This window comes from Bacillus sp. JJ1521, from assembly GCF_036965165.1.
In the GTDB taxonomy this organism is placed as follows: Bacteria; Bacillota; Bacilli; order Bacillales; family Bacillaceae_L; genus Ferdinandcohnia.
Window position 1 is genome coordinate 33,588 of sequence record NZ_JBALOX010000008.1, and the last position, 8,894, is coordinate 42,481.

An 8,894-nucleotide genomic window follows, 5' to 3' on the forward strand; every position below is an offset into this window, starting at 1 on the left:
GGAGGCTTTAACTTTAATAGCAGAAGTTACCAACTTCTGCTAATTAAAGTTACACATGCTTTTTAGTGTAACCAAAATCAAAACAACTCATCAAGTATTAGGTTTAGGCAGAAATAAAAAGCCGTGAATAACTCACGACTTTTTACTGTTTACACTACACTTGTGGTTCCGTCTCTGTTTTTACAGTTTGTTTTTTTGTGATTTGCTTTGTCTTCCATACTAACCAAAGCTGTGCAGCAATGAAGATGGAAGAATACATACCAGCCACTAAACCAATTGTTAATGCAAATGAGAAATTAGTGATTGCTTGTCCACCTAATAATAATAAGGCAACACTTGTAAAGAGAACAGTTATAACCGTATTTACGGAACGATTTAATGTCTGTCTTAAACCAGCATTTACGACACTAGCGAGGTCTTCATATGTTTTAATACGCTTTTTCTTCTTTAATAGTTCCCTAATTCTGTCAAAAGTAACAATTGTATCGTTGATCGAGTAACCGATAATCGTTAAGACGGCAGCGATAAAGGTAACATCTACCTCGAGTCTCGTGACACTAAAGATTACAATCATAAAGAATGCATCATGGATTAATGATACAATCGCTGCAAGTCCCATTATCCATTCAAATCGGAATGCAACATAGATACAAATACCAGCCATCGCAATTAAGCTAGCATAAAATGCGTTACGCGCCAATTCCTTTCCAACTGTTGGGGAGACCGTACTTACGTTAGGATCTGCTCCGTATAGATCTTGGAAATGGGCTTTTACTTTAGTTACTTCATCTTTTGATAACTCATCAGCAAATCTTGCAACCCCAATATTTTTTTCATCCCCAGAAATAATGACTTCCTTAGCTTCTAGATTTAGCTTGCTAATTTCATCTGTAAATTCCTCTTGGGAGATAGGATGGTCTGCAAGTACCTCCATCCGAGTACCAGCCATAAAATCAATTCCAAGATTAAGTTTAAAGATTACTAAAAACGCAATCCCTGCAATGACCATTATACCGGAAGCAATGAAGAATTTATTTTTGTGCTTCGCAAAATCAAAGCGATCAAATCGGGTTGGGAAATTTCCTTCTGGATCAGCATCAGCTAAGTTTCTAATCTGATTTTGTTTGACACCAAACCAGCCTGGTCTTTTATTTAAAAATTTACTATTAACCCATAGTCCAAGTAAAAGTCTGCTTCCATATACTGCCGTTAAGAAGCTTAATAAAATACTGACGATTAACATCGTAGCAAAGCCTTTTACTGCACTTGTACCAAAAATAAATAAGACAACACCAGCTAAGATAGTTGTAATGTTTGCATCAAAAATAGTCAGGAAAGAGTTTTTATTACCTGTACGGTATGCAGATAAGGTTGATTTTCCAGACCTTATCTCTTCCTTTATTCTTTCGTAGGTAATGATATTTGCATCAACCGCCATACCTACCCCGAGGATTAAGGCCGCTATACCTGGTAAGGTCAGTACAGCATTCATCCAGTCAAAGACAAGTAAGTTTAAATAAACAAAGATACTTAACGTAATGGCAGCAATTAAACCTGGGAAACGGTAAAATACAAGCATGAATAATAGCACTAAGAAAATACCGATTGCTCCTGCGAAAACTGTTTTATTTAATGCTTGCTCACCAAACTTTGCTCCAACTGAAGTTGAATAGATTTCAGTCAAATCTACAGGAAGTGCACCTGCATTTAATAAGGAAGCAAGTTCATTTGCAGATTCAACAGTAAAATTTCCACCCGTGATTGAAACTGTTTTTGTGTTAAACACTTCACCAACTGTTGCTGCAGAAAGAAATTTCGGATTTGGTTTTTGACTTTCAGACGCATAGGAATCTACACCTTCTTCAAAGTCTAACCATATCACCATTAAATTGTTTGGATACTGGTCGAGAACTTTTTGTGTAGCATTTTTAAGATCATCTGCACTTTTTACTGTTAAGGCAACAGATGGTCTACCCATTTCGTCAAATGATTGTTTAGCACCATTTTGTGCTAATTGAGAACCATCCAGTAACACGTTATCATTTACATCTCTAAATGTAAGCTTAGCTTGGGTTGATAGAATTTCACGAACCTTATCTTGATCTTCTACACCCGCTAATTGTACACGGACGCGATCTTTACCTTCGATTTGAATATTTGGCTCATTTACCCCTAGTACGTCAACACGGTTGGTCAGTGCCTTTACCGTACTTACTAAGGCTTCCTTATCAATGACATCGCCTTTCTTAGCCGGCGTTACCTCATAGAGAATTTCAAATCCACCTTGAAGATCAAGTCCCAATTTAATATTTTTTGCGGTATCTGTACCAGTAACTCCTATTAAGGCACCAAAGAGAAGCACCACTACGAAGAACACCAAGATGCGGCCTTTTTTAACCATAAGTATGTAGATCCTCCTTTGTATAGCTTAAAAAACAAAGCTTGTCCTTTAAGCCCTCCATCACAATTATGAAACAATGCGATTTTCATGTCAATTGCAGTTTTTGTGAATACTTACCACATTAAAAAATTTTCAATAAAAGATTATAATAGCTTTTCTAATACGTCTTTTCCTTCACCTTCAAACCAATTTGGTGCTTTAAAAGCTTCTACAGTTGCATAGTTCATATAATCTCCAACTTTTACAGATAAAATATCGTTCACAATTTGATGCAAAAGCCTCTCTTCTTTTTCTTTTCTCCATGTTTTATTTTTCAGGAACTCCCAAAGTCCTTCCTCATTCACACTGTCATATCCATACAGTTCGAATTCTCCCAACTTACTTTGTAAAAATGGACGAACTGTTTCACGAAACTTGTCATACATGTGAGTCTCTGTTTGGTTCACTCGTCATCTCTCCCATTTTTTGTCTACTCAAATGCGCCTTGGCGTATTTGCGCCCAGATTTTTTAGGCCCTCACGAAGTGGGTCACAAAGACGTTTCCACAGGANNAGTCTTTGATCCTTTGCTCGAAAAATTTCCTTTAAAAATCTGTGGCATCCGCCGGAAGCTATAACTTTATTCGGTAGGGATTTTGTCCTACTGAATAAAGTTAATAGAACTTGTCATGCTTGGCCACATACCATGCATATAGTTAATTGTAAATGATATCACCTTTTTTGAGAAGGTAGGGAAAATGAATTGTCAAAGCAAACATTCCTTAAAGGCACATTAATATTAATTATTGCAGGACTCATCACCAGAGTTTTGGGATTTATAAATAGAATTGTTGTCGCACGGCTTATCGGTGAAGAAGGTGTGGGGCTTTATATGATGGCAATCCCCACATTTGTACTCACCATTACATTGACTCAAATGGGACTGCCAGTAGCCATTTCGAAATTGGTTGCGGAAGCGGAAGCACAGGGTGATAAGAGAAAAATAAAAAAAATTCTGGTTGTTTCTTTATCAATAACAGGCGCATTAAGTATTATCTTTACACCAATGATGATTTTTCTTGCACCGCTATTATCAGAGACTTTACTTACTGACCAACGAACCTATTATCCATTATTAGCTATTTCTCCGATTGTTCCAATTGTGGCGATTTCATCTGTTCTCCGTGGATACTTCCAAGGTCGTCAAAATATGAAGCCGCCTGCCTATTCACAGGTCATCGAACAAATCGTCAGGATAACGTTAGTATATGTGTTTACAAAAGCATTTTTACCGATGGGAATTGAATACGCCGCTGCAGGAGCAATGCTTTCAGCTGTTGTTGGAGAATTAATGTCCTTAATCTATTTATTCTTAATGTTTAAATTAAAAAAACGGATTCGGATCCGGAAGAACTTTTTCAAATCTGTTAAGCACGGAAAAGAAACCTTCAATGATTTAACGCGAATTGCAGTTCCCACATTAGGAAGCAGACTAATCGGGTCAATCTCGTGGTTTTTTGAACCGATTGTAGTTGCCCAAAGTTTAGCGATTGCTGGTGTTGTTACCCATCTAGCTACGAGGCAATATGGAGAGCTTACAGGTTTTGCATTACCGCTACTCATGCTTCCATCTTTTATCACAACTTCACTGTCAACAGCTCTTGTCCCTTCTATAAGTGAAGCTGTAGCAAAAAAACAATCGCTATTAATTGAATATCGACTTAAACAGGCGCTGCGTTTATCACTCGTATCCGGTGGCTTGTCAATTGTTGTATTATATGTATTTGCTTCACCTGTTATGGAGCTTATGTACGGAAATAGTAATTCAGCCATTTATATAAAAGTGATGGCCCCATTTTTTATTTTTTATTATTTTCAGGGGCCTCTTCAAGCAACCCTGCAGGCACTTGATTTAGCGAAGGCGGCGATGATTAATAGTTTCATCGGAAATGTGATTAAAACAGCTGCTATCTTCGTTCTTGCAACCAGACCTTCCCTTGGGATCATGGGGGCGGCTCTTGCTATTGTCATTGGAATGATGCTCGTCACATTGCTTCATTTTTCAACGATTATTAAAGTCATCTCCTATAGCTTCTATATTCGTGATTATCTTAAAAGTGGCATTACAATGGTTCTCTCCGGAATTGGTGGACACTATTTTTATCAGCTTTTCCTAACAGACAGTTCCCTTATCATCCGGACACTCGCAGCCATTAGCGTTACATCATTCATTTATATCGTCTTTCTCTTTGTTTTTAAACTTTTGACAAAAGAAGAAGTTAAAAGAATCCCATTTATTGGACCAAAACTTGCATTACTGTTATAAAGACGAAAAGGTAACCGAGCGGTTACCTTTTTTCGTCCTTGATATCTACATGTAATTTCCCATGGTGATAGCTGCAATAGGAGATTTTCGTAAGATCGCTATGCCCAAGCTTCTTCATTTCAGACATCAGCCAATCTTTAGATTTATTGATTTGATTTAAATGTTCAACCTGGATTTGACCATCAAGGATCAGGGGTAAATCTATTGTATAATCTGTGATTTCGGAGGATTGATTCTGCCCTTTTGTCAGAACGGACAACTCACCTGAGGATTCTAATACAGCAAACTCCACATCAGCTAAGTTCTTCACATTTTTTTCACGTAACTGCATCATCAAGTCATCCAGATTATAACGTTGCTGTCTCATGGCATGTTCATCTATTTTACCCCTGTTAATGATTACCGTTGGTTTACCATCAATGATTTCTCTGATTTTCTTATTTTTCAATGATAAAAGTGCTAATGAGTATTGGATCACCATAAGTAAAAGCATCGGTATGACGGAATGCATAAGTGGATCTTTCGTTGATTCAATCGCAATAACAGCCATCTCAGCAATCATCATAGATACAATTAAATCCAGAAGGCTAAGTTCACCAATTTCACGCTTACCCATCAATCTAAAAATCAAGAGAATAATGACATAAAGTAAAACAGTTCTCCCGATTATGACGAGGTATTCCCCCAAAACGAAAGCCCCCTCTTATATGAGTAAATGATTAAAAAACATAGTACATGTTAGTTTGCACAAGTGGAAGAAAAACATAAACCACAGGTTTTTCCAGCCCTACTTATTTGGACAAGAAAAGTTTGTTCTTTTTATTCTAATTCAAAGTGGACATGAATATGCTCGTACTAAGGGTATCGTATGATAAATGAGGGGGAGAGAAAAGAGATGAGGAAAATGGGCGTTGCAATGGTTTATGGTGTCGCAGCAATTTTTGTAATTGTGATTGTATCTAGTTTACTTATTTCACTATTAATGCGGTTTACTTCACTTCAAGAATCATCTATGTCTTGGGTGATTTTAGGTGCTTCCTTCATTGCGCTATTTGCTGGGGGATTTGTATCAGGGGGAAAAGGAAAGGAAAAAGGATGGCTAATTGGTGGTGGAACAGGAATTTTGTATTCCATTCTTGTGCTTATCGTACAATTCTTAGGCTATGATGCTACCTTCACAGCAGAACAAACAATGTACCATGTTGGCTTTTTAGCTGCTGCTATCATTGGTGGAATATTCGGAGTGAATATGACTACACCATCAAGAAGAGAGGCATAAAAGCTAGTATTAAAAAAGAGCGCCGTAGACGCTCTTTTTTACTGAATTCAATTAGTCTTTATTGACATCACGTACTGCTTGTCTATCGTATGTAAGATTCGCATTGCCGGATTTAATGACTACCTTGTTTTCATCGATTGAATCAATAATTCCGTGTAAGCCACCAACTGTAACTACTTTATCGCCCTTTGCAAGATTAGACTGCATTTGGACTGTAGCCTTTTGACGCTTTTGTTGTGGACGAATTAACAAGAAATAGAAAATCGCAAACATTAGAATTAAAGGACCAACTGTTCCTAAAATACCTTCCATTCATTTCACCTCCCACTTTATCATCTTCTACATTTTTTTCTTTATTAGAAATTTTTCGCGTTCGGTTTGTTGAAACCATATCGCTCAAAAAATTCTGCACGGAAGTCCCCAAGACGGTCCTCTCGAATCGCTTGTCTGACTTTCTCCATTAATTTTAACAGAAAATGTAGATTATGATAAGTAGTAAGTCGAATTCCAAATGTTTCGCTTGTTTTAATTAAGTGTCGAATGTAGGCACGACTATAATTTTGACAAGTGTAGCAATCACAATTTTCATCTAATGGTCTAAAATCACGGGCATATTCTGCGTTTTTCACAACTAATCGACCCTCACTCGTCATGAGCGTTCCATTACGAGCAATTCTCGTTGGAAGAACACAGTCAAACATGTCGATACCACGGATAGCCCCATCAATAAGTGAATCCGGTGAACCTACACCCATTAAATACCTAGGCTTATCATTTGGCAAATGTGGAGTTGTAAATTCAAGAACTCTGTTCATCACATCTTTAGGCTCTCCAACAGATAAACCACCTACTGCATAGCCGGGAAAATCCAAGGATACTAAATCTCTTGCACTTTGTTTACGAAGTTCCTCATATTCTCCCCCCTGAACAATCCCAAAAAGACCTTGGTCTTGTGGGCGACTATGAGCTTTTAGACATCTCTCAGCCCAACGACTCGTCCGTTCGACTGACTTTTTCATGTATTCAAAGGTAGCTGGATAAGGAGGGCATTCGTCAAATGCCATCATAATATCTGAACCAAGCGCATTTTGGACTTCCATTGATTTTTCAGGAGATAAAAACAACTTGTCACCATTTAAGTGATTTCTGAAATGGACACCTTCTTCTTTAATTTCCCGGAATTCACTTAAACTAAATACCTGGAAGCCACCTGAATCCGTAAGAATGGCTCTATCCCAATTCATGAATTTATGTAAGCCGCCCGCTTCTTTAATAATGTCATGACCTGGTCTTAACCAAAGATGATAGGTATTACTTAAAATAATTCCAGATCCCATTTCTTTAAGGTCCTCTGGTGACATTGTTTTTACCGTTGCAAGAGTTCCAACAGGCATGAATGCAGGAGTTTCAAAAGAACCATGTGGTGTATGTACAATTCCTAATCTTGCACCTGTCTGTTTACAAGTCTTAATATGTTCGTATCTTATTGCCGTCACTTAAAATTGTCTCCTTTGTCATGGGTAGTGGTTAGTCACCACCCGAAATTTCCGATTATTTAATAAGCATTGCATCTCCAAAGCTAAAGAAACGGTATCGCTCTTTTACTGCTTCGTTATAGGCATGAAGGATATTATCACGCCCCGCTAATGCGCTCACAAGCATGATTAATGTAGACTTTGGAAGATGAAAGTTCGTGATGAGTCCATCTATTGCTTCATACTCATATCCAGGATAAATGAATATACTTGTCCAACCGCTTGACTCGGTGAATTTTCCGTTCTTTTTCACAATCGTTTCAAGCGTTCTTGTTGAAGTCGTTCCTACAGAAATGATTTTTCCACCCTGTACTTTCACATCGTTTAGCAATTTAGCCGTTTCCTCAGTCATCTGATAAAACTCGGAATGCATATCATGATCCTCAATTGTATCCGAGTTTACCGGGCGGAATGTTCCCAACCCGACATGCAAGGTTATAAATGCGATATGTACACCCTTGTCACGAATTTCTTGAAGAAGCTCTTCTGTAAAATGAAGTCCTGCTGTAGGTGCAGCAGCAGACCCTCGATGCTTCGCATAAACAGTTTGGTATCGCTCCTTGTCATCCAATTGTTCGTGAATATATGGAGGCAAAGGCATTTCACCTAGCGCATCTAAAACCTCGTAAAAAATTCCTTCATAGTGAAAATCCAATATTCTTCCACCATGATCACCGATTGCCAAGCAAGTAGCTTTTAAGCGTCCATCACCAAAGGTTAACAAAGTACCTTCCTTTACTCTTTTTGCAGGCTTTACAAGTGTTTCCCATGTATCCCCATCTTTTTGTTTTAAGAGAAGCACTTCTACTTTTGCCCCTGTATCCTCTTTTACACCATAAAGTCGAGCAGGAAGGACACGAGTATCGTTTAAAACTAGGCAATCTCCTTCATTTAAGTAAGATAGGATGGATCGAAAATGAGTATGAGTAAGTTCACCCGTCTCCTTATCTACTACCATTAATCTTGATGCCTCTCGATTTTCTAATGGAGTTTGCGCAATTAATTCTTCTGGTAAATCAAAATCAAATAAATCTACTTTCATATTTTCACCTTTTTTCCACTTACTTTTTACCGGAACCGACCAAATACATAAAATATCAACGATAATACAATGCTAATTACAATCGATGTTACAATTGGAAAATAGAAGGTTGTATTTCCCTTTTTCAATACAATATCCCCTGGCAACTTTCCAATAAAATGTATAATAAACCCGACAACTAATAATAGAATTCCCATTATCATTAGCATTTTACCCATTTAACTTTATTCACTCCTTATATAGTGTTGGAACGTATTTTATAAGAATATACAATTTTCTTTGTGGATGAAGTAGTACTGAATAAAGTTAAAATCCTCCGGCGGATGCCACGAT

Annotated in this window: 9 protein-coding genes; 2 read left to right on the plus strand and 7 right to left on the minus strand. The window is 37.6% G+C overall.

All coding sequences use genetic code 11. From position 1 onward, the window contains the following. Positions 1–154: 154 nt before the first annotated feature. Together secDF and V7147_RS01700 are read right to left on the minus strand one after the other, a co-directional pair. Entirely contained in the window at positions 155–2,401 is a 2,247-nt protein-coding gene (gene secDF / locus V7147_RS01695; RefSeq protein WP_335366126.1) for a protein translocase subunit SecDF, read from the minus strand. A 143-nt stretch (positions 2,402–2,544) separates the two neighbouring features. Beyond that, positions 2,545–2,826 (minus strand): post-transcriptional regulator, encoded by a 282-nt coding sequence (locus V7147_RS01700; protein WP_335366139.1) that lies wholly within the window; start codon positions 2,824–2,826, stop codon positions 2,545–2,547. Positions 2,827–3,142: 316 nt separating this feature from the next. Here V7147_RS01700 and spoVB point away from each other — a divergent pair, with 316 nt between their 5' ends. Next, on the plus strand, positions 3,143–4,705 hold the full coding sequence (gene spoVB, locus V7147_RS01705) for a stage V sporulation protein B (protein WP_335366127.1): 1,563 nt from the start codon (positions 3,143–3,145) through the stop codon (positions 4,703–4,705). A 22-nt stretch (positions 4,706–4,727) separates the two neighbouring features. Here spoVB and V7147_RS01710 read toward each other — a convergent pair whose 3' ends face one another. Then, positions 4,728–5,393 carry a DUF421 domain-containing protein gene (locus V7147_RS01710; RefSeq protein ID WP_335366128.1) on the minus strand — a complete coding sequence of 222 codons (666 nt, stop codon included), beginning with the start codon at positions 5,391–5,393 and terminating at the stop codon, positions 4,728–4,730. 207 nt (positions 5,394–5,600) lie between these two features. On the opposite strand from V7147_RS01710, the gene V7147_RS01715 reads away from it, so the two are divergent. Then, positions 5,601–5,984 carry a TIGR04086 family membrane protein gene (locus V7147_RS01715; protein ID WP_335366129.1) on the plus strand — a complete coding sequence of 128 codons (384 nt, stop codon included), beginning with the start codon at positions 5,601–5,603 and terminating at the stop codon, positions 5,982–5,984. Between the two features lie 51 nt (positions 5,985–6,035). Here the strand turns inward: V7147_RS01715 and yajC are convergent, their stop codons facing one another. From yajC to V7147_RS01735, 4 genes are read right to left on the minus strand one after another with little or no spacing between them, the layout of a single operon-like run. Then, positions 6,036–6,296 (minus strand): preprotein translocase subunit YajC, encoded by a 261-nt coding sequence (gene yajC, locus V7147_RS01720; RefSeq protein WP_335366130.1) that lies wholly within the window; start codon positions 6,294–6,296, stop codon positions 6,036–6,038. A 44-nt stretch (positions 6,297–6,340) separates the two neighbouring features. Beyond that, positions 6,341–7,480 carry a tRNA guanosine(34) transglycosylase Tgt gene (gene tgt, locus V7147_RS01725; protein ID WP_335366131.1) on the minus strand — a complete coding sequence of 380 codons (1,140 nt, stop codon included), beginning with the start codon at positions 7,478–7,480 and terminating at the stop codon, positions 6,341–6,343. 55 nt (positions 7,481–7,535) lie between these two features. After that, positions 7,536–8,561: a tRNA preQ1(34) S-adenosylmethionine ribosyltransferase-isomerase QueA gene (queA, locus tag V7147_RS01730; protein WP_335366132.1), complete on the minus strand. Its 1,026-nt coding sequence runs from the start codon at positions 8,559–8,561 to the stop codon at positions 7,536–7,538. 26 nt (positions 8,562–8,587) lie between these two features. Further along, the gene (locus V7147_RS01735) at positions 8,588–8,779 is read right to left on the minus strand and encodes a DUF2905 domain-containing protein (protein ID WP_335366133.1); all 192 of its coding nucleotides are present in this window, start codon (positions 8,777–8,779) and stop codon (positions 8,588–8,590) included. Positions 8,780–8,894: the final 115 nt, after the last annotated feature.